At 38.1% G+C, this 22479-nt stretch carries 17 protein-coding genes and 1 pseudogene; 6 read left to right on the top strand and 12 right to left on the bottom strand.

The annotated features are described in order from the left end of the window. Positions 1–806 precede the first annotated feature (806 nt). The 5 genes from KVT27_RS01965 to KVT27_RS01945 all read left to right on the top strand — a co-directional run bounded on the left by KVT27_RS01965 (position 807) and on the right by KVT27_RS01945 (position 6439). Positions 807–2468: a peptide ABC transporter substrate-binding protein gene (locus KVT27_RS01965; protein ID WP_036123861.1), complete on the top strand. Its 1662-nt coding sequence runs from the start codon at positions 807–809 to the stop codon at positions 2466–2468. Between the two features lie 132 nt (positions 2469–2600). Then, complete coding sequence (locus KVT27_RS01960; protein ID WP_031418948.1) at positions 2601–3530, top strand: ABC transporter permease; 930 nt, start codon at positions 2601–2603, stop codon at positions 3528–3530. After that, positions 3530–4450: an ABC transporter permease gene (locus KVT27_RS01955; protein WP_036123860.1), complete on the top strand. Its 921-nt coding sequence runs from the start codon at positions 3530–3532 to the stop codon at positions 4448–4450. Before KVT27_RS01960 ends, KVT27_RS01955 begins: the two co-directional genes overlap by 1 nt. 14 nt (positions 4451–4464) lie before the next feature. Further along, positions 4465–5520: an ABC transporter ATP-binding protein gene (locus KVT27_RS01950; RefSeq protein WP_036123858.1), complete on the top strand. Its 1056-nt coding sequence runs from the start codon at positions 4465–4467 to the stop codon at positions 5518–5520. Beyond that, positions 5513–6439, top strand: a complete 927-nt coding sequence (locus KVT27_RS01945; protein ID WP_036123846.1) for an ABC transporter ATP-binding protein — start codon at positions 5513–5515, stop codon at positions 6437–6439. The genes KVT27_RS01950 and KVT27_RS01945 overlap by 8 nt, the downstream gene beginning before the upstream one ends. A 162-nt stretch (positions 6440–6601) precedes the next feature. Here KVT27_RS01945 and KVT27_RS01940 read toward each other — a convergent pair whose 3' ends face one another. The 5 genes from KVT27_RS01940 to KVT27_RS01920 are packed head-to-tail and all read right to left on the bottom strand — an operon-like array spanning position 6602 to position 12286. Continuing rightward, positions 6602–8425: an oligopeptide ABC transporter substrate-binding protein gene (locus KVT27_RS01940; RefSeq protein WP_036147385.1), complete on the bottom strand. Its 1824-nt coding sequence runs from the start codon at positions 8423–8425 to the stop codon at positions 6602–6604. Positions 8426–8441: 16 nt separating this feature from the next. Further along, the gene (locus KVT27_RS01935) at positions 8442–9341 is read right to left on the bottom strand and encodes an ABC transporter permease (protein WP_036123841.1); all 900 of its coding nucleotides are present in this window, start codon (positions 9339–9341) and stop codon (positions 8442–8444) included. Between the two features lie 35 nt (positions 9342–9376). Further along, entirely contained in the window at positions 9377–10339 is a 963-nt protein-coding gene (opp4B, locus tag KVT27_RS01930) for an oligopeptide ABC transporter permease (RefSeq protein ID WP_008173810.1), read from the bottom strand. Between the two features lies 1 nt (position 10340). Beyond that, on the bottom strand, positions 10341–11276 hold the full coding sequence (locus KVT27_RS01925) for an ATP-binding cassette domain-containing protein (RefSeq protein ID WP_036123838.1): 936 nt from the start codon (positions 11274–11276) through the stop codon (positions 10341–10343). After that, on the bottom strand, positions 11273–12286 hold the full coding sequence (locus KVT27_RS01920; protein ID WP_217580573.1) for an ABC transporter ATP-binding protein: 1014 nt from the start codon (positions 12284–12286) through the stop codon (positions 11273–11275). The genes KVT27_RS01925 and KVT27_RS01920 overlap by 4 nt, the downstream gene beginning before the upstream one ends. A 744-nt stretch (positions 12287–13030) precedes the next feature. Between KVT27_RS01920 and KVT27_RS01915 the strand changes: the two are divergent. Next, positions 13031–13818, top strand: a pseudogene (locus KVT27_RS01915) (MBL fold metallo-hydrolase). A gap of 73 nt (positions 13819–13891) precedes the next feature. Here the strand turns inward: KVT27_RS01915 and pyrE are convergent. From pyrE to KVT27_RS01880, 7 genes are read right to left on the bottom strand one after another with little or no spacing between them, the layout of a single operon-like run. After that, positions 13892–14521, bottom strand: a complete 630-nt coding sequence (gene pyrE / locus KVT27_RS01910) for an orotate phosphoribosyltransferase (protein ID WP_150908042.1) — start codon at positions 14519–14521, stop codon at positions 13892–13894. A 3-nt stretch (positions 14522–14524) separates the two neighbouring features. Beyond that, positions 14525–15229 carry an orotidine-5'-phosphate decarboxylase gene (gene pyrF, locus KVT27_RS01905; protein ID WP_036123826.1) on the bottom strand — a complete coding sequence of 235 codons (705 nt, stop codon included), beginning with the start codon at positions 15227–15229 and terminating at the stop codon, positions 14525–14527. Then, a complete protein-coding gene (locus KVT27_RS01900; protein ID WP_217580571.1) occupies positions 15229–16140 on the bottom strand; it encodes a dihydroorotate dehydrogenase in 912 nt (303 codons plus the stop codon). The genes pyrF and KVT27_RS01900 overlap by 1 nt, the downstream gene beginning before the upstream one ends. Beyond that, complete coding sequence (locus tag KVT27_RS01895; RefSeq protein WP_036123821.1) at positions 16137–16910, bottom strand: dihydroorotate dehydrogenase electron transfer subunit; 774 nt, start codon at positions 16908–16910, stop codon at positions 16137–16139. Before KVT27_RS01895 ends, KVT27_RS01900 begins: the two co-directional genes overlap by 4 nt. A 1-nt stretch (position 16911) precedes the next feature. Continuing rightward, complete coding sequence (gene carB, locus KVT27_RS01890) at positions 16912–20109, bottom strand: carbamoyl-phosphate synthase large subunit (RefSeq protein ID WP_036123818.1); 3198 nt, start codon at positions 20107–20109, stop codon at positions 16912–16914. Further along, a complete protein-coding gene (locus KVT27_RS01885; protein ID WP_217580569.1) occupies positions 20102–21202 on the bottom strand; it encodes a carbamoyl phosphate synthase small subunit in 1101 nt (366 codons plus the stop codon). Before KVT27_RS01885 ends, carB begins: the two co-directional genes overlap by 8 nt. Further along, complete coding sequence (locus KVT27_RS01880) at positions 21202–22479, bottom strand: dihydroorotase (RefSeq protein ID WP_217580567.1); 1278 nt, start codon at positions 22477–22479, stop codon at positions 21202–21204. Before KVT27_RS01880 ends, KVT27_RS01885 begins: the two co-directional genes overlap by 1 nt.

The following is a 22479-nucleotide window of genomic DNA, read 5'->3' as shown; positions in this document are numbered from 1 at the left end:
GTAAAGGACTTGAACGTTAAAAAATCAGATTTTTAGTAATTATTTGCATAATCAATCCTTGCCAGTAAGACAATTGACATCCTCAAAAAAACACTACAAATAAAATGGATTAAATTAGCAAAGGGCGTACTGAATTCAAGGTATTTATATACTTCAATTTTAATGAATAAAACTTAACCTGATTGCATATATACATAGCTAACCTCATTCCAAGGAAATTATTTCAATAGAATATATTTAACATAATCAATCTTTCGTTAAATCCATTTTTTTCTTAGTATGGGTACATTTTTTCATAGATTAACTCTATTATTTCTTTTCACACTCCACAATTGGATAATCCTAGAAAATTACAAAATAAGTTTCTTATATATCATTAATAGATAGAAATATTCATATTTCGAGATCATAAATTACAAGAAATTACCTGCAAATGAATGTAATTCACTTAGTTTTGCTTAGATTTTCTACAAATCTATACAATATCCTCAAAGTATTACATCTATGACTTTTGTATCATTTTTCAAATATTGATATTATTATCGAAAAAATAGGAATTTTCTATATAGTAAATCATTTTTTTATTTTTATTCTATTTTTGATATTCAGAATAGGTAAATATCAAATTTTTATTACACAAGCACTCTATTTCATTAGCGTGGTAAATCGGAAAAATTTATTATTCTCTTAACTGTCAGATAATACTATATAAATTTGAATCTTTTTTATTTTGTGCACAATGATTTTTTTGGTATATTAAATAGGAGCTTCACAAAAGGCTTAAAAATTGTATAAGGGGGATTCACATGAATAAAAACAAAAAGTTTTTATTACTAACAGTTCTTGCAGTATTTTCTTTAGTACTTGCTGCATGTGGCTTCGGTGGAGATTCGTCTGAAAAATCAAAAGACGATGGAAAAGATTCTGGTTCATCAGAAACAGCTTCTTCAGGCGGCGAATTAAATGTAGTAGTAGCTTCTGAACCACCATCACTTCATCCTGCATTAGCAACAGATACAACTTCTGGAGTTATTCTTACAAATACTTTTGAAGGATTAACAACGCTTGATGCAGACGCTCGTCCAGTTGCAGCTGCGGCTGAAAGCTGGGAAGTTAGCGAAGATCTAAAAACATACACGTTCAAATTACGTGATGCGAAATGGTCAAACGGAGATCCAGTAGTTGCTGGTGACTTCGAATATGCTTGGAAATGGGCATTAAACCCAGACAATCTTTCTGAATATGCTTCAATCCTTTACTCTATTAAAGGTGCTGCAGCATACAACAATGGTGAAGGTTCTGCTGATGACGTAGGCGTTAAAGCTGAAGATGACAAAACATTAGTAGTAACTTTAGAAAACCCAACACCTTACTTCTTAGAATTAACAGCATTCAAAACATACGCACCATTAAACCAAAAAGTAGTTGAAGGTAATGATGAGTGGTACACAGATGCTGGTGAAAACTTTGTAACAAACGGTCCATTCACATTAGGTGAGTGGAGACACAACGATACAATCGTATTAAAGAAAAACCCGGAATACTGGGATGCTGATAAAGTGGCTTTAGATACTGTTAATATCGGTATGGTTGAATCTGAAGCAACAGCAGTAACAATGTTCAAAGGTGGCGAAATTGATTACCTTGGAGCACCTTTCCAATCTGTAGCACTTGATGCTATCGATGGATTTAAAGCTGACAAATCTTTAAATATCAATGACCAAGCTTCTGTATATTGGTACAAGCTAAATACAAAAGATAAAATCACTGGAAACGCTAACATCCGTAAAGCGTTAGCATTAGCAGTTGATCGACAAGGATTAATTGATAATGTGACTAAAGGTGAACAAAAACCTGCATTAGGTATGGTTCCTACTGCGGTTCACGGCTTTGAAGAAGATCGTGGTTACTACAAAGATAACGATATCGAAGGTGCAAAAGCTGCACTTGAAGCTGGTATGAAAGAACTTGGTATTACAAACCCAGCAGATGTAAAAATTAACCTTTCTTACAACACAAGTGAAGCACACGCTGCTATCGCACAATTCGTTCAAGAGAACTGGACTAAAAACCTTGGTATCACTGTAGGTCTTGATAACTCTGAATGGCAAGTTTATTTAGAAAAGCTTAACCAATTAGACTACCAAGTTGGCCGTATGGGCTGGGTTGGTGACTACAATGATGCTTATACTTTCTTAGAAATGTATGACACTGCTGCAAACGGTAACAATGATACAGGTTGGGAAAATGCAGAATACAAAAAATTATTAGATCAATCTAATACAGAAGCAGACCCAGCTAAACGTCTTGAGCTTTTAAAACAAGCTGAATCAATTGCTGTTTCTGAGTTCCCAGTTGTTCCAATTTACTACTACACGAACCTTTCTGTAGTACAAGATTATGTGAAAGACATGAAGGCAGACATCCTTGGTAACATCTCTCTTAAAGAGGTTAAAGTAGAGAAATAATCAACAACATTTCGCTTATTTAGCTCTACAGCGAAGAGCTGCCTCGTAGCCCCTACGGCGCGAGTCAGCTCTTTTTAAAATACGAAGGCATATATTTGTCAGACAATTGACAAATAGAAGGAGGAGTTTTATGTGATTAAATATATTTTGAAAAGGCTGATGTATATACTTCTCGCGCTTTTCGTCATCGTAACTGTTACGTTTTTCTTAATGCGTCTCGCTCCTGGTAGTCCTTTTGCGAGTGAACGTAATTTCCCACCTCAAATCGAGGAGAAGTTAAACGAAACGTATGGATTAAATAACCCTTGGTATATACAATATAAAGATTATTTAATCGATACGGCCACTTTCAATTTCGGTGAGTCAATGAAATATAAAGCGCGTTCTACAAATGATATGATTTCTGAAAGTTTCCCTGTTTCGTTAACATTAGGGATTGAAGCTATGCTATTAGCAATTGGATTCGGTGTTTTAATTGGCGTAGTTTCCGCGCTATATCATAATAAGTTCCCGGATTATTTGGCAACGTCCTTTGCGGTGCTCGGTATATCAGTACCTTCATTTATCTTAGCAGGTTTAATGCAGTATTTCTTAGCCTTTAAGCTAGGTTGGTTCCCAATTAGTGGATGGAAAGGCTTTGTTTATAGTATATTACCAGCCTTTGCAATCGCACTCTCTCACATGGGCTTTATTGCAAAGCTAACTCGTTCAAGTATGCTTGAACAAAACAATAGTGAATATGTAAAAATGGCTCGTGCGAAAGGGATTGGCAAATGGACAATCGTATTCCGCCATACATTACGAAATGCCCTACTACCGGTTGTAACGTACATTGGTCCTTTAACTGCTGGGGTTGTTACAGGTAGTTTCATCGTAGAGCAAATTTTCGCTATTCCTGGACTTGGTAAACACTTCGTTCAAAGTATTACAAACCGTGACTATACGGTTATTATGGGTACGACAGTGTTCTATTCCATCATCCTTTTATTTGCGGTATTAATCGTTGATATTCTATATAGCGTAATTGATCCGCGTATCAAGCTGAAAGGAGCGAAAAAATAATGACACAGCAACAAATTGAAAAAGATAAGTTTAAAATTGTTGGTGGTAATCATGAAGCAACGGAAAAATTAGCTGATAAATCAGTCTCCTTTTGGAAAGAAGTATTTCTCCGTTTCTCTCATAATAAAATGGCCATTATTGGGATAATTATTTTGATTATTGTTATTTTAATGGCTATATTCGCACCAATTTTATCTCAATATAAAGCAAGTGATCAGCTTGGTGTATACAATGCACCACCATCTGCACAATTTTGGTTTGGGACGGATGACCTTGGTCGTGACATTTTCGTTCGTATTTGGGAAGGAGCTCGTATTTCCCTATTTATCGGAATTGCAGCAGCGATTATAGATTTAATTATCGGTGTAATTTGGGGAAGTATTTCAGGTTTATCAGGCGGTCGTGTTGATAATATTATGATGCGTATTGCTGACGTTTTAACTGCTGTACCTTACCTTTTAGTAGTAATCGTACTGTTAGTTGTTATGCAACCAGGTCTATTCCCAATGATTATTGCCTTGTCTATCACTGGATGGATTAATATGGCACGTATCGTTCGTGGTGAAGTATTATCTATTAAAAATCAAGAATACGTTCTTGCTGCTCGTACATTAGGTGCAAGTACAGGACATTTAATTATTAAACACTTAGTTCCGAATGCTCTTGGTGCCATTTTAGTAACGATGACTTTAACAATTCCATCAGCTATCTTCACTGAGTCATTCCTAAGTTACCTTGGTCTTGGGGTTCCTGCTCCAACTGCTTCATGGGGTACAATGGCTTCTGACGGTAATAAGGCTATAGCTAATGCACCATGGCGCTTGATTTTCCCAGCAGTATTTATCTCACTAACAATCTTTGCGTTTAACGCTGTTGGTGATGGCTTACGTGATGCTCTAGATCCAAAACTACGTAAATAAGGAGGTGGCCGAAAATGAGTAAAACAATTCTTGAAGTAAAAGATTTAAAAATTAACTTTAAAACTTATGCAGGGCTTGTTCATGCTGTACGTGGTGTTAACTTTGATTTAAAGGAAGGTGAAACACTAGCTATAGTTGGTGAATCAGGTTCGGGTAAAAGTGTTACGAGTAATGCATTAATGAAATTAATTCCACAGCCACCTGGTATTTATGAGTCAGGACAAATTTTATTTAATGGCCGTGATTTAGTTCCGTTAACTGATAAAGAAATGTCTAAAGTACGCGGAAATGAAATTGCAATGATTTTCCAAGATCCAATGACAAGTTTGAATCCAACGATGAAGGTCGGACGTCAAATAACTGAAGTAATTTTGCAACATAGAAAAGTTTCTAAAGCAGATGCAAAAAAACGTGCGATTGAGCTTTTAACACAGGTGGGTATCCCCTTCCCTGAGAAACGTTATAATCAATATCCACATGAATTTTCAGGTGGTATGCGTCAACGTGTTGTTATTGCGATCGCGCTTGCAGCTGATCCTAAGCTACTGATTGCGGATGAGCCAACAACAGCTCTAGATGTTACCATTCAAGCACAAATTTTAGAGCTAATGAAGGAAATTCAAAAGAACTCGAAAACATCTATCATTTTCATTACACACGATTTAGGTGTTGTGGCGAACATTGCAGATCGTGTAGCCGTAATGTACGCTGGACAAATCGTGGAGTATGGTACTGTTAATGATATTTTCTATAATCCTAAGCACCCATACACATGGGGTCTACTAGGTTCTATGCCTGATCTAGATAATGATACGGATGAGTTATTGCGCACGATTCCTGGTTCACCACCAGATCTTACGAACCCACCTAAAGGGGATGCTTTTGCAGCACGTAACGAGTTCGCAATGGCCATTGATTACGAACAAGAACCACCAATGTTCCAAGTGAGTGAAACGCATTTTGCAAAAACGTGGTTATTGCATCCAGATGCACCAAAGATTCCTCTTCCTGAAGCAGTTGCTAAACGTATTGAAGGGTATTTAGCAAAGGAGGCACAAGAAAATGACTAAAACTGGTGCTAAAAAAATTCTTGAAATTAAAAACTTAAAGCAGCATTTTGGGTCACCAAGTAATCCAATCAAAGCTGTAGATGGTATTAGCTTCGATGTTTATGAAGGTGAAACACTTGGTCTTGTAGGCGAATCAGGTTGTGGAAAGTCAACAACGGGTCGTTCAATCATTCGTTTATATGATATTACAGGTGGTGAGATTGTTTTCGATGGTGAAAATGTTCATGGAAAAAAATCTAAAAATGAGTTAAAGAATTTTAACCGCCAAATGCAAATGATTTTCCAAGATCCATACGCTTCTTTAAATCCTCGTATGACAGCCGGTGAAATCATTGGTGAAGCCTTTGATATCCATGGTCTTTACAAGGATAAAAATGTACGTCGTGGGAAAATTCAAGAGTTACTTGAAGCTGTTGGTTTAAACAAAGAGCACGCGAATCGTTACGCACATGAATTCTCTGGTGGTCAACGCCAACGTATTGGGATTGCCCGTGCGCTAAGCTTAGATCCTAAGTTTATCATTGCCGATGAGCCAATCTCTGCGCTTGACGTATCGATCCAGGCTCAGGTTGTTAACTTATTAAAACAACTTCAAAAAGAACGTGGCTTAACATATCTTTTCATTGCCCATGACCTTTCGATGGTAAAATACATCAGTGACCGTATTGCTGTAATGTACCGCGGTAAAATCATGGAAATCGGTAAAGCAGATGATATTTACAATCACCCTGTCCACCCGTATACAAAATCTTTATTATCAGCAATCCCACTTCCTGATCCAATGTCAGAGAAACGTCGTCAACGTATTCCATACAAGCATACTGAAGTTGACGAAACTGCATCGTATCATGAAGTAGGCGACCAACATTATGTATATGGCACTGCTGATTTAGTTAAAGCTTGGGTTAATAATCGATAAAAACTAACTGTATATCCATCCATTGGAGCTTTCCAATGGATGGATTTTTAATTGGGATATTAATGTCTTTTCCCCTTTTAGCTTATTTTAAGCCAGATACACTTCTTTTTTTGAAAAAAACAGCCTTTCTTCTATCAAGAAAGACTGCTTCTTCGATACCAATTATTTTATTGGAGCATCTGCTGTTAATTCAATATCTTGCAGTTCTGTAGAATTTCCATATTCCACATTATAGTTTTTCACGCGTTTATTAACAGGTATAACTTCTGTACGGAAGAAAGTCGGTACTACCATTGCTTTTTCGCTCATATATTCTTGCCAAGCTCTAAATGCTTTTGTACGTGTATCTTGATCCATAGCCTCTTCTGAGTCAATAGCGTCTAATAATTTTGTTAATTCAGGAGATACATAGCGGCTAAAGTTAAACTCAGCACCTTCACCATATAAACCTTTTGGAGATGGATTTGTTCCAGTTCCCCATGCAGCTTGATACATATCGATTTCTGGATCATCTGCTTGAACTTTATCATAGAAAGCGTTGAACTCGATAAGACGACCAGTAGTTAATTGTACGTCTAAGCCTACTTCTTTCCAGTTTTGACGGAAGTATTCAACAATCGCTTCATCTGTTTCTGAACCAGCCATTGAAGCTAAGCGAATAGAGAATTTCTTCCCATCTTTATCTTCACGAATGCCATCACCGTCAACATCTTTAAAGCCAGCTTTATCTAATAATTCTTTTGCTTTTTCAGGATCATAATGATAGCCTTCTAATGTTGAATCGTAGAATGATGTAAATACTGGTGGGATTAAAGAATTTCCGCGCTCACGTAAGCCTTGATAGAATTTTTCTGCAACACCTTCAACATCCATTGCAAACGCAACAGCTTGACGTAATTCAATACTATTCATTTTTGACTTTTCATCAAATACGTTTACTTTATTTGTTGTATCATATTTTCCTAATTTAAAGCCGATATAAGAATATGATAATTCTGGTCGACCTAATATTGCTAAGTTTTGTAGATCCTTAATACTATCGTACTGATTAGTTGGATATGATGTTGCAAGATCATATTTCCCTGTTCTTAGTGCTTCACCAATTGAAGTTGGTGGAACAACCTCAAGTACAACTTTATCAACTTTCGGTTTACCTTTATAATAGTTTTCATTAGCAACAAACTGTACTGACTCACCATTAACGACTTTATCAATTTTAAATGCCCCAAGTGTTACAGGATTTTTACGTACTGCATCTGAAGCAAGTAAATCTTTCACTGGGATCGATTCTAATTGATGTTTAGGCTCTGCATACGCCCATAAACCATCACCAATAGAGTAAATAGCTGGTGATACTTTTTTAAGTTGGATTTTAATACTCTTGTCATCAACTTTTGTAATACCTGAAATTGTATCTGCTTGACCATTATGATACTCTTCTGCACCAACAATATTTTTAAAATCATCATCATAGCGAACACCTGTATAATCTGGATGACCAATTAGCTCGTATGGGAAAATTAAATCATCAGCAGTTAATGGTGTACCATCTGACCATTTATAATCACCTTGAATTGTAACTGTTGCTGTTTTTGCCTCAGCATCAACGTCTAATTTTGCAATACCTTTGTCTGTAACAAGGAAGTTCCCGTCTTGTTCAAAAAGTACATTTGAAGCGAATGCTAGAATTTCTGAATCATAAGCATCCTCGTATAGTTCCCAGTTAAAAATACCTTGGAATGGAGAGCTTGTTACAAGTCCTACGCGTAAAGTACCACCTTGGATTGCGTCTCCTTCATTTGTTACCTCCATTGGTAATAATGAATCTTTCGTTTCTTCTGATTCGCCTGCTTTTTCTGTTTCACCTGATTTTTCTGTGTTATCAGTTTCCGTGCCTTTTTCAGACCCATTGCCTCCACCACTGCAGGCTGCTAAAACTAGCATGAATGCAAATAGAATGGACAAAAATAACCAATTCTTCTTCATGTGTAAATCCTCCCCTTTATCCTAATCGTTGTTTTGCGTCAGCTGCACGTCTTAACGCTTGACCGACATAATTTATACCAAGCATCAATACTAAAATTAATAATGATGCGGGCAACCAAATCCACCATTTTGAAGATAATACTATTGGGTTTGTTGCATAGCTTACTAGCGTCCCTAAGCTAGGTGTAGATGGCGGTAAACCAAAGCCTAAGAATGATAGACCCGTTTCAATGCCCACATTTCCTGCAAAGTTTAACGTTAATTCTACTATTAGCAACGAACTTAAATTTGGTAGTATCCCTTTAAACATAATGGCAAAATCACTAGTCCCCATTGTTTTGGAGGCACTAACATAATCTCTACGTCCTTCAGATAAAGCTTTACTTCTGACGAGACGCGCAGTCCCTATCCATTGAAAGGCACTTAAAATCAAAATCAACTCAAAAACACCATATTTCGGAAGAATTGTAACTAACACAATAATAATCATTAATGTCGGTAATGTCATAAGGAAATCAATGATACGCATAAATAAATTATCGATGAAGCCGCCATAATAGCCCATTATAATACCTAGTGCGATCCCTAAGGCATTTGCAATAAGGGTAATAGCAACTGCAATTAATATAGAATTTTTCGCACCGATAATTAGCTGTCCATACATATCGCGACCAGCCTCATCAGCCCCAAGAATATATCCATTAACACCAGGCTCTGTAAAACGCTCTAATAATTTAATCCGTAATATTTCATCCTGATTCATAAAGGCGGACATAATCAATATTACAATTATAAGCAAAGTTATTCCAATAAATGACAATAACGCTAATTTATCTTTTCTGAATTCACGTATCACGACTTGAATTCCTGTTGGTGGCATACTTTCAACTTTCACTACATCATTTTTTTGCTCCATTTTATTCACCTCTCCTTATGCGTTCAATGTAACTGTTAGTCTATGCGGATACGTGGATCAACAATGCTCATAATGATATCTGACAATAGACTACCTAATAACGCTAAGAAGCCATAAAGCATAACAAGAGCTGTAATAACACTGTAATCACGACTTGTTACGGAATGGATGAATAATTGACCCATGCCCGGGAAGCCAAAAATTGTCTCTATGAAAATCGAGCCGCCTAATAAACCTGTAATTGTAAAGCCAAGGAAGGCCGCAATTGGTAATAAAGAGTTACGGAAAATATGTCTTCTATAGATTTTTTTCATCGGTACGCCTTTACTACGAGCTGTCTTAACATAATCCTGTGTTTTGGCATCAATAATTTCTGAACGTAAGTATTGAATAATCGTCGTTGTCGCTAAAATGGCATACGTCATTGCAGGTAGTATTAAGTGATACAAGCGATTCCAATAATACTCGAGCGTTCCAGGCTCTACACCTACATCGACTGTTCCACTCGTCGGAAACCACATTAAACGATAGCCAAAAATATATAAGAAAATTAAGCCCAATACAAAGGTTGGTATTGCATAGCTTATAAAGCTATACAGAGTAATCGACTTATCATACAAAGTATCCTGCTTACGTCCAGCTATCATTCCTAAAGGGATAGCTATTAAATAAACAAGGATGGTACTAAGTAGGGCAAGCCAAAATGTGTTTAATGCACGCTCGCCAATCAATGAGGACACTGCAAGTTTATATGTATAGCTTTGTCCAAAATCACCCTGAAAGGCATTGATCACCCAATGATAATATTGTACATACCATGGATCATAATAACCCGCTTGAATTCTAAGTTCTTCTATACGTGCAGGGTCTGTTTCTGGTGTAATTAACCCTGTAAAAGGATCACCAGGCATTTGTTTTGCTAAAATAAAAATAATTAAGCTTAGCACAAACATTTGAGGAATCATTAAAATTACTCTTCTAGCTATTGTTTTCCACATTTCACATTCCTCCTGACATTGCAACCATATGTGTGTCTGAAATGGATTTCAGTGGATAGACTTTTCCATGCTCATCATAGTATTTATGTTGCTCTTGTTGATAGTTTCCTTCTACTTGTTGTCGAACTAATTTACGTTCATTCCTAGTCTCTGGTTCGATATTTGGAATGGCTGATAAAAGTCGGTTCGTGTATATATGCTGCGGATTTTTATAAATATCATGTCTTGTACCAGTTTCCACAAAGCGTCCTTTATACATAATAGAAATGTGATCACACATATGTTTAACAACGCCTAAATCATGGGAAATGAATAAGTACGTAAGTCCATACTCATTTTGAATATCTTTCATAAAATTCAACACTTGTGCCTGTACAGATAAATCAAGCGCTGAAACAGGTTCATCCGCAATAATCATTTTAGGGTTACAAGCAACCGCTCGCGCAATGCCCAGACGTTGCTTTTGACCACCTGAAAATTCATGGGGATACTTTAGTAAAACATCTTCTGACATCCCAACAATAGCAAGCAACTCTCTAATGCGTTTGCGTTCCTCCTGGTCACTAAGCTTCATAAAATTACGAATAGGCTCGGCAAGAATATCGAGAACCCGTTTTCTAGGATTCATACTGGAATGAGAGTCTTGGAAAATCATTTGTATGTCTCTGTTATAAGCAGAATCCCTTTTTCTCTGCTGATTTGTCACATTTTCACCCTCATAATAAATTTGACCTGAGGTGATTTTTTCTAAGCCAATGATCGCTTTTCCTGTTGTTGATTTACCTGATCCTGATTCTCCGACTAACCCATATGTCTTGCCCTTTTCGAACTCCATTGTTACGCCATCCACTGCATATACTCGATCAACAACGGTATTAAAAAATCCACCACGTATTGGATAGTGAACACTTAAATCTTTAATTTGCATAAAGCTCATACAGTCCCGCTCCCTTCTTCACCTTCGAAATGAAAGTGTTTCCAGCAGGTACATCTCACAAAATGTCCTGGTGCAATTTCATGTAATTGTGGTTTTGCTTCGTGTGAAGATGTATCAATCCACGGAATACGTCCTGAAAAACGACAACCTTCTCGAGGTAAATTAATTAAGGATGGTACCATTCCTTGAATAACCTCGAGTCTTTCATTTTCGCTATGTGTTTGTGGAATTGAATTTAATAGTGAACGAGTGTAAGGGTGCCTTGGATTATTGAATAACTCCTTAACGGGCGCCTCTTCTACGACTTCACCAGCGTACATAACTACAACTCGGTCAGCCATCTCTGCTACAACACCTAAATCATGCGTAATGAGAATAATGCCTGTCTCAGTCTCAGTCTGTAATGCTTTTAACAGGTCCAGAATTTGGGCCTGTATTGTAACATCTAAAGCTGTTGTTGGTTCATCAGCAATTAAAATAGCAGGCTTACATGATAAGGCGATTGCAATCATGACACGTTGACGCATTCCCCCGGATAATTGATGAGGAAATTGTCTAGCTACACGTTCTGGGTTTGCAATCCCAACCTGATTTAGTAATTCTAATACTCTTTCACTTCGCTGTTGTTTTGAAAGCTTTGTATGATAGATTAACCCCTCTTCAATTTGTTCGCTAATTCTCATTAAAGGGTTAAGTGCTGAAAGTGGGTCCTGAAAAATAAATCCTATATCATTACCACGTAAGTTATTAAATTGTTGGTCATTCAATTTAGCTAGATTTTGATTATTATAAAAAATATCACCAGTAACCTTTGTATTTACTTCATTGTGCAAGCCTACAATAGTAGTCGCTAACGTACTTTTACCACAACCGGATTCTCCGACTATTGCTAATACCTCATTTTTTTGAAGTGAAAGCGAGACATCATCTACAGCAGCGTGGTATGTATCTTTTATGCGAAAACTTGTAGTCAAATTTGTTATTGTTAGTAAGTCTTTTGCTGTATTCAAACAATCTCTCCTCTATAATTCAATATTCTGAAAATACAAACGATACTTTATATCAGAATTATATTTAGTTTTTCTCTCTTCTCCTCTCGTTTTTATTTTGGCAAATGTGATTTTAATAAATTTTTCGCCTTTAACTCGTTATCCACTAATAGAATTATCTGAAAATTAAACTGTGCTATTATTTTAGCTAGAAAACATGTATAAACGCAAGTCCCTTTTTCAAATTTTTTCAATCCAGCTTATAAATTTCCACCAGACATCTCCCTTTTAAAAATAATTTTTATATATTTTGGTTGTAAGAAATATTTTACTTTTACTTTACAAAGTTATAATTTTCACAATTAAAAATTATTCAAATATAATAAAATAATTCATGTCATATATTTATATTTACAAAGAAAATGCTTTTAATCTCAAAGAAACAAGTAATTTAAAGCAAAAAATTAAAAGTTAACTTTTAGGGTAAAGTTATATTTCACACATTTTTACTTTCAATGAATAATTTTGGGCGTTGAAGTGCTAATATTTCAAATTACTTTGAGAAAACAATTTAAAGCTTTTTATTTTTGGCTATATACCATACTTCTTAATTATTCCGAATTGACAAATTTTTATATAATATTCAATATAAAAATACTATTTAGAATATTTTTAAAGGAAATTACATGTTTTTATGTTAAAATTTCCAATGACAAAGTTTTATTATATTATTTTTTAATTCAGCATAAGGAAAGGTTGTCTGTGATGGCAAAAATTAATGATGCATGGTTTACAGTAGAAGAAATCAATAATGAAACGTATGCTATAAGTGAATATGGTCATTGGGAAAAGTGCATTCTTTTTTATTGCTTGGGGAAAAACGTGCTGTTCTCATTGATACAGGTCTTGGGATCGATAATATTCAAAGGATTAGTAAACAATTAACCTCTCTGCCTATTACTGTGATTACAACACATGTCCATTGGGATCATATTGGTAGTCATGGGGCGTTTGATGATATTTATGTTCATAAAGAGGAAGTTGATTGGCTGATCCATGGTATCCCTAAATTATCTATCGAACAGATTAGAACGGATGTTGGACGTAATATTACGTTACCCACACCCAAAACATTTAATCCATCTCACTACAAACCTTTTCAGGGACAGCCTTCAGGTGTATTAGAAGATGGCGATGTTATAAATATAGGGAACCGAAAATTATCTATTCTCCACACGCCAGGGCACTCTCCTGGCCATATTGCGCTTTTGGATCATAAATATGGTTATTTGTTTACAGGGGACTTACTATATGATCATGCTCCTATTTATGCATTCTTTCCAACAACTAGCCCTGAGGATTTAGTCCAATCTTTAGAGAAGATAGCTAACTTATCTTCTCTTACTAAAATTTTTGGTTCACATCATACATTAGGTCTTGACCCTTCTATCTTATTAGAGGTAAAAAAGGCAGTTATTACACTTCGAGAAAATAATCTAGTACACTTTGGGACAGGTATACATCGTTTTAATGGTTTTAGTATTCAATTTTAAATACCCTCTCCCTATTTAAATAGGAAGAAAAAAGCTGTTCTACAGGTCAAATAACCTGTAGAACAGCTTTTCATTATAGCTCTCCAGCCTTTAATTTTGCATGCCACTCTTTTAAGAATGGAATATCATCTTCTTTAATCGCACCTGATTCATTTGCTGCTTCAATCAGATAATCGAAATTAGTTAATGAGACATATTGGATGCCTGCTTCATCAAATGCTTGTTCAGCTCTTGGGAGATTATATGTGTAGACACAAACAACTCCTAGTACTTCACAACCTGCTGCACGTAATGCTTCAACTGCCGTGATCGAAGAACCACCTGTTGAGACGATATCCTCTACTACAACTACTTTTTGACCTGCTGCGTATTTTCCTTCAATTTGATTGCCACGGCCATGTTCTTTCGCTTTAGAGCGTACATAAACCATTGGTAATTCTAAAATATCACTTACCCACGCTGCATGTGGGATACCTGCTGTTGCTGTACCTGCTACTATTTCCGTCGCACCAAAATTTTCTTTAATTACAGCTGCTAAGCCGTTTGCAAGTTGTTTACGAATAATAGGGTCCGAGATTGTTAAACGTGTATCACAGTATATAGGTGATTTAATACCAGATGCCCATGTAAATAATTCAATTGGATTTAATTCTACAGCACCCACCTTTAGCATAGCGTGTGCAATTTCATTTTGTAATGTCATTATTTATGCCTCCCATAATTCACTTACGATTTTATATGCCGCTACTGGATCCTGTGCACCTGTTACAGCACGTCCAACAACGATGAGTGAAGAACCATCACGCTTTGCCCCATCCGGTGTAGCAATACGTTTTTGATCGTGTGCTGCGCCACCTGCTAAACGAATCCCAGGTGTTACTCGAAGAAAATCATCACCACACACTTCAGCTATTGCCTTCGCCTCGTGTACTGAACAAACGACACCTTGTAAGCCAGCTTGTTTTGTGAGACGTGCATAATGTAGAACAGATTCCTGTAAGGATAAAGCAATTCTTTGCTCTGCCTGCATTTGCTCCTCTGTTGTGGAAGTTAATTGTGTTACGGCAATTAATGCTGGACATTCCTTGCCAGCAGATGTTCCGGCTTCTAGACCTTCTAGGGCAGCCTCCATCATTGGACGACCACCTGCCGCATGGACATTCACTAGATTTACTCCTAGTTTTGCTAAGCCCTTCATAGCAGAGCCTACTGTATTCGGGATATCATGCAGTTTTAAATCAAGAAAAATATCATGACCTAATTCTTTTACTTTGCGAACAATATCAGGTCCTTCTTGCATATATAATTCCATACCAATTTTCACGAAAAGAGGCTCATGGAAGTGCTTTAAGAAATCGAATACTTCTTTTTCTCCTGGAAAATCTAATGCTAGTATAGGTTTAGTATTCATTAACGATGGCTCCTTCCAATAATATCTGTTATATGTTCTACTCCAAGGGCATCAAGTTTTGCTGGTAATTCATCAATAATATTTGGGCAAACGAAGTGGTCTACAAAATTTGCTGTACCTACTGCTACAGCCGAAGCACCTGCGGACATAAAATCAATGACATCCAGTGCTTCTGTCACACCTCCCATGCCAATTATAGGAATATTAACAGCCTTGTATACTTCATAAACCATTCGGATAGCTACGGGCTTTACAGCAGGACCCGATAGACCACCTGTGCCATTCGCGATGACTGGTTTCCCTGTCCGCTCATCTAAACGCATACCTATTAATGTGTTAATCATTGTTATACCATCTGCGCCACCCGCTTCCACAGCTAAAGCAATGTCTACGATATTCGTTACATTCGGTGATAGCTTCACATAGACAGGAACAGTGGATACAGCTTTAACCGCTTTAACAAGCTCTCGCGCTGTGGCAGGGTCTGTCCCAAATTGAATGCCACCACACTTAACATTTGGACAAGAAATATTCAGCTCTAAAGCTTGGACATTAGATGCTGCCGAAATACGTCTTGCTACTTCTACATAATCCGCAGTCTCCGTCCCGGCCACATTGGCGATGATTGGCACATCATAGCCCTCTAAAAATTTTAATTCCTCATTCATCACTTTTTCAATGCCTGGATTTTGTAGGCCAATTGCATTTAACATCCCTGCTGCTGTTTCAGCTACACGCGGCGTTGGATTACCTGCACGAGTTTCAACTGTTGTTGCTTTAATCATGATTGCCCCTAGCTTAGATAGATCGTAAAGCTGTGCATATTCACGTCCAAAGCCAAAGCAGCCGGAAGCTGGCATAATAGGGTTTTTCAAATCTAAACCTGGTAATTGAATGTTTAAACGACTCATAATGCCACCGTACCTTTCGGGAAAACTGGACCATCAGAGCATACTTTGACATAATCTTTTGCTACTTGATCGGTTGTTTTGCAGACACATGCAAAACAAGCACCAATACCGCAGCCCATACGCTCTTCAAATGATAAAAATCCTTCTTTTTCTGGATAGAAGCCTTCAAGCGCTTTTAACATTGGTAGAGGACCACAAGAATAAAAGACATCGAATTCAGGTGCTCGGGACTCTAACACATTTGTCACAAAGCCTTTTGTCCCTTTAGAGCCGTCAACCGTTACATAGTGCGTTTCTCCAAGGGCACTGAATTCTTCCTCGTAGAAGCATACATCTTCCGTTTGAAAGCCGAGCACATGTATTGTTTTAACACCACGTGCGTTTAATTGCTTGGAAAGCTCGTGTAGTGGAGGCACTCCGATTCCTCCACCAACTAGCAGGGCTGTTCCTCCCTCTTTTACTGCGTCTACTGGGAAACCATTGCCAATTGGCCCAAGGACATTGACCTGTTGACCTTCACGATTTGTCGCTAACACTTTTGTACCACGACCCTCAGCACGGTAGATCATTGTAAATTCATTGTTGTCTTTATCTATATTTGCAATACTAATCGGTCGACGTAAAAGCGGCTCCAATGAATCCGACACCTTTACATGGACAAACTGGCCAGGAGTCATATCCTGAACCAGTTGACCATGAAGTGTCAGTTCGAAAATGTTTGTCGCAATTTGCTTTTGAGAGACGACCGTCATTTTCTCTTGACGTATCATATTAATGTACTACCTCCGCTTTTGGCATTTCCTCTGCTGTAAATGTCATAGATTCGATGACACGTACCATTGCTTCTGCTGTATCTAATGATGTGAGACAAGGTACGCCATTTTCTACTGACTCACGACGGATTCGGAAACCATCTCGAGCTGGTTGCTTACCTTTTGTTAATGTATTAACAACAAGCTGAGCTTCACCATTTTGGATCAAATCAATCAGAGTTTGTCCCTTCGCACCAATCTTGCCAACGACATCTGTGCGCACTCCAGCTTCTTCAAATGCTTTTGCTGTTCCTTCAGTCGCTACAATGCGATAGCCTACTGTTGAGAAACGTTTCGCTAATGCGATTGCTTCTTCTTTATCCTTATCAGATACTGTAAACAACACTGTTCCTTCTGTGCGAATTTCCATTCCTGCTGCAACTAAACCTTTATAAAGTGCTTTTTCTAAAGTTGCATCTTTGCCCATTACTTCCCCAGTAGATTTCATTTCAGGGCCTAATGTTATATCTACACGGCGTAATTTGGCAAATGAGAACACCGGAACTTTCACAAATACACCTTTTTGTTCAGGCGCTAACCCTGTTGGATAGCCCTGCTCGACAATTGATTTCCCTAAAATAGCTTTCGTTGCAATATTAGCCATTGGGATATTTGTAATTTTACTTAAGAATGGTACTGTACGTGATGAACGTGGATTCACCTCGATGACAAATACTTCACCTTGGGAAATTACATATTGAATGTTCATTAAACCAACGATTCCAAGACCTTGTGCAAGACGTGTTGTATAGTCTACTAATGTATCCTTTTGATGCTGTGTTAATTTCTGTGGGGGATAAACTGATATAGAGTCACCAGAGTGTACCCCTGCGCGCTCAATATGTTCCATAATACCTGGGATTAATACATTTTCTCCATCACAGATAGCATCTACTTCAATTTCCTGACCTGTTAGATAACGGTCCACTAAAACTGGGTGATCTGGAGATGCTTCCACTGCGTTCTCCATGTAGTGCTTTAACTCTTCTTGATTGTAAACAATCTCCATCGCACGTCCACCTAGCACATAGGAAGGACGAACAAGTACTGGGAAGCCTAGACGCTCACCAATGGCAAGTGCTTCCACTGTAGAAACCGCTGTTTCACCCTGTGGCTGTGGAATATCTAAGTCTCGTAAAGCTTGTTCGAATTTATCGCGGTTTTCTGCACGGTCGATATCCTCTAGAGAAGTTCCTAAGATTTTCACACCATTTGCAGCTAACTTATCAGCAAGATTAATCGCTGTTTGACCACCGAATTGAACAACAACTCCGATTGGCTGTTCTAAGTCGATAATATGCATAACATCCTCGATTGTTAATGGCTCAAAGTATAATTTATCAGAAATTGAGAAGTCCGTAGACACTGTTTCTGGATTTGAGTTGATAATGATCGCTTCATAGCCAGCCTCTTGAATGGCCCATACTGAATGGACAGTAGCATAGTCGAATTCTACCCCTTGCCCGATGCGGATCGGTCCTGAACCTAGTACTACTACAGACGGTTTTTCTGACTTAATCGATTCGTTTTCTTCCTCGTATGTGCCGTAGAAGTAAGGTGTTTCAGATTCAAACTCTGCTGCACATGTATCAACCATTTTATAGACAGGAATTATTCCATGTTCTTTACGATATGCGTAGATTGCTTCTTCTGTCGTGTTCCAAAGCTCAGCAATTTTCTTATCGGCAAAGCCTAAGCGTTTTGCAGTACGTAGCACTTCTTGATCATCTTTATGGTCAACTAGCGTTTGTTCCATATCTACAATGTTTTTAAATTTATTTAAGAAGAATAAGTCAATGGCTGACCATTCATGGATTTGTTCAATTGTCACACCACGGCGTAATGCTTCCCCGATGAAGAATAAACGCTCATCCCCAGCCTTACGGATACGTTTTTCGATCCAAGAATCAGAGTTGTCTTCAGCATGCTTTAGCTCTAAGTGAACTTGACCTGTTTCAAGTGAACGAACCGCTTTTAACATCGCTTCCTCGAATGTACGGCCTAGCGCCATCACTTCACCAGTAGCCTTCATTTGCGTGCCAAGGTTACGTTTAGCTGATTCGAATTTATCGAATGGCCAGCGTGGGATTTTAGCGACAATATAGTCTAGAGCAGGCTCAAAGCAAGCATATGTTGATCCTGTTACAGGATTTTTAATTTCATCTAATGTTAATCCAACTGCAATTTTTGCTGCTAGCTTGGCAATTGGATAGCCTGTTGCTTTAGAGGCTAAAGCAGAAGAACGTGATACACGTGGATTTACTTCAATTACATAGTAGTTGAAGCTATATGGATCCAGTGCTAGCTGTACGTTACAGCCTCCTTCGATTTTTAACGCTCGGATAATATCTAATGAAATATTACGTAGCATTTGATTTTCACGATCTGATAGTGTTTGAGTCGGTGCTACTACAATCGAATCACCTGTGTGAATTCCTACTGGGTCAACATTTTCCATATTACATACCACAATGGCATTATCTACTGCATCTCGCATTACTTCATATTCGATCTCTTTATAGCCTGCAATTGATTTTTCTAGTAAGCATTGTGTTACGGGTGAATATTTAAGGCCCGATGTTACGATTTCCTCTAAATCCTGATCATTGTAGCAAATACCGCCGCCTGTACCACCTAGCGTGAAGGCTGGACGAACAATAACAGGATAACCAATTTTGACTACAAACTTTTTCGCTTCGTCTAAGGAATGGATAATATCAGACTCAGGTACTGGAGCACCCAATTCGTACATTAAGTTACGGAATAAATCTCGGTCCTCTGCTTTATGAATAGCATCTAGTTTTGTTCCAAGAATTTCTATACCAAGCTCATCTAAGATGCCCGATTGATCTAATTCAATCGCCATATTAAGACCAGTTTGACCACCAAGGGTTGGCAAAATAGCATCTGGGCGTTCTTTACGTAAAATGCGAGAGACAAAATCAAGAGAAATCGGTTCGATATAAACTTTATCCGCAATTTCTGTATCAGTCATAATTGTGGCAGGGTTTGAGTTGATTAAGATAACACGGTAGCCCTCTTCTTTTAATGACAAACAAGCTTGTGTTCCTGCATAGTCAAATTCTGCTGCTTGTCCGATGACGATAGGGCCTGAGCCGATTACTAAAATTGTTTCAATATCTGTACGTTTAGGCATGTTGTTTCCCCTTCCCTGCTTCTACTTCCATCATTTCGATAAATTCATCAAATAAGTGGTTTGAATCTTCTGGTCCCGGTGATGCTTCTGGGTGGTATTGTACTGTGAAAATCGGATATTTTTTATGACGTACACCCTCACATGTACCGTCATTTAAGGCGATATGCGTTAATTCTAAATCAGTATCTTGTAATGATTCGATATCGATAGCGTAACCGTGATTTTGAGATGTTAAATCTGTACGACCTGTGCGTAAATCTTTTACTGGATGATTGCCACCACGGTGTCCAAATGGTAGTTTAAAGGCTTTCGCTCCACTCGCTAACGAAAAGATTTGATGACCTAAGCAAATACCGAACATTGGCACTTTTCCGATTAAGTTACGTACTGTTTCGATACCTTCTTGAACATCTTCTGGATTTCCTGGCCCGTTTGATAGCATGATGCCATCTGGATGCCAAGCTAAAATTTCTTCAGCTGACGTATTATAAGGAACGACTAGTACATCACAATCACGTTTATTTAATTCACGAAGAATGCCGTGTTTCATACCGTAGTCAATTAAGACCACTCGTTTACCTCGTCCAGGTGATGGATAGGCCGCTTTTGGCGATACTTCACGTACATGATGTGTTATAGCTGGTGTCGCTTGCAGTTGTGCGATAACCTCACTCATATTTACTTCTTCATTGGCTGCTGTCAAAATCGCCTTTACTGATCCTTTACTACGAATAATACGTGTTAATTTACGCGTATCAATTCCCTCAATACCGGGGATATCTTTCGATGTTAAATAGTCATCTAATGTTAAATCGCAACGGAAGTTAGAAGGCGTTTTAGCTAGTTCGCGTACGACAAATCCACGTATAGCGGGCGTAATGGATTCAAAATCATCTCGGTTAATGCCGTAGTTTCCTACCATTGGATACGTCAATGTAACGATTTGACCGTAGAATGAAGGGTCTGAAATTGTTTCTTGATACCCTGTCATACCTGTCGTAAATACAACCTCACCCTGTGAAGCACGATCACTCCCAAATGCTGTACCTGTAAATACTGTGCCATCCTCTAAAACTAGTAAACGTTTTTTCATTACTCTGCCTCCTGATATACGATATTTCCTTCAAAAATGGTTAGTACTGGCCAACCTTTTGCAACCCAACCGTTAAATGGTGTATTACGTCCTTTTGATACAAAGCCTTCCGCATCAATTGTTTGTTCTTTTTGAATATCTATTAAAATCATATCCGCTGAAGCACCAACTGCTAATGTGCCATATGGTAGATCAAAAATTTCAGCTGCTTTCACGGACATCCAGTCTATTAATTGTTTTAAAGTCCATTTCCCTGTTTCAACAAATTGTGTATAGAGTAGTGGGAAGGCTGTTTCAAAACCTACAATGCCAAACGGTGCCCCCACCATACCACAGCATTTTTCTTCCACTGTATGTGGCGCATGATCTGTCGCGATACAATCGATAGTCCCATCAAGTAGTGCGGCATGTAACGAATCTTTGTCATCAGCCCCACGCAATGGTGGATTCATTTTCCAGTTCGCATCATCGGATGGAATATCCATTTCTTCTAGTAATAAATGATGCGGACAAACCTCAGCAGTTACACGAATTCCGGCTGCCTTTGCATCTCTTACCGCACGAACAGATTCTTTTGTTGATACGTGACAAACATGGTAGCGTGCACCTGCAGCCTCAGCAAGCAGTACATCTCGTGCAATTTGAACGGATTCGCAAATGGAAGGAATCCCTGGAAGATCAAGCTCCTTATTACGCTTTCCTTCATGCATAACCCCATCATAAATTAATGAATTGTCCTCGCAATGCGCTACAACTACCATATCGTGCTGGGCAGCATCCTTCATTTGCTCATACATAGTTGAAGCAAGCTGAATTCCTACGCCATCATCTGAGAACGCTACAGCTCCATGCGCCTTTAACTCCTCCACATTTGTTCGAACTTCCCCAGAAATATCCTTTGTTAGCGAACCGTATGGGAGTACACGAATAACAGCACTTTCTTTGATCAGCCCGTTAATAAGCTGCATGTTTTCCACTGAATCTGGGACGGGCTTTGTATTTGGCATGGCGCAAATTGTCGTAAAACCACCTTTTGCTGCTGAGGCAGACCCTGTTGCGATTGTTTCTTTATGTTCAAAGCCTGGCTCTCGTAAATGTGTATGCACATCGACAAAACCTGGTGCTACAATAAAGCCTTTACCCTCAATGACCTCTGCACCTACGACCGTTATATCTTGGCCAATTGCTGTAATTTTTCCTTCAGCCATGGCGATATTGACTGTTTGCAGCTCACCTTGTTCATTTAACATTTGCACATTTTGAAGTACTTTTGTCAT

This window comes from Lysinibacillus sp. GbtcB16 (genome assembly GCF_019091145.1).
Taxonomy (GTDB): domain Bacteria; phylum Bacillota; class Bacilli; order Bacillales_A; family Planococcaceae; genus Lysinibacillus; species Lysinibacillus fusiformis.
This window is presented reverse-complemented; position numbering and strand designations above follow the sequence as displayed.